Below are 257 nucleotides of genomic sequence, written 5' to 3'. Positions count from 1 at the left end.
CTAGGTGCAGCGGTGGAGTGCCGCGCCCTAGATGGCGAGAGTCCAGTAGCCGCAGGCATCACTAGCTTACGCTCTGACCCGAGTAGCATGGAGCACGTGGAATCCCGTGTCAATCAGCAAGGACCACCTTGCAAGGCTAAATACTCCTGGGTGACCGATAGTGAAGTAGTACCGTGAGGGAAGGGTGAAAAGAACCCCCATCGGGGAGTGAAATAGAACATGAAACCGTAAGCTCCCAAGCAGTGGGAGGAGACCAT

The 257-nt window shown here is 55.6% G+C and carries 1 rRNA gene; it reads left to right on the top strand.

The annotated features are described in order from the left end of the window. Positions 1-257: ribosomal RNA gene (locus FN960_RS24925) — 23S ribosomal RNA — on the top strand; the annotation flags it as partial.

It is taken from the genome of Alkalicoccobacillus porphyridii (assembly GCF_007293315.1).
Classification (GTDB): Bacteria; Bacillota; Bacilli; order Bacillales; family Bacillaceae_D; genus Alkalicoccobacillus; species Alkalicoccobacillus porphyridii.
The sequence above is the reverse complement of the archived record's forward strand: the minus strand, read 5'-3'. Positions and strand labels throughout refer to the sequence as shown.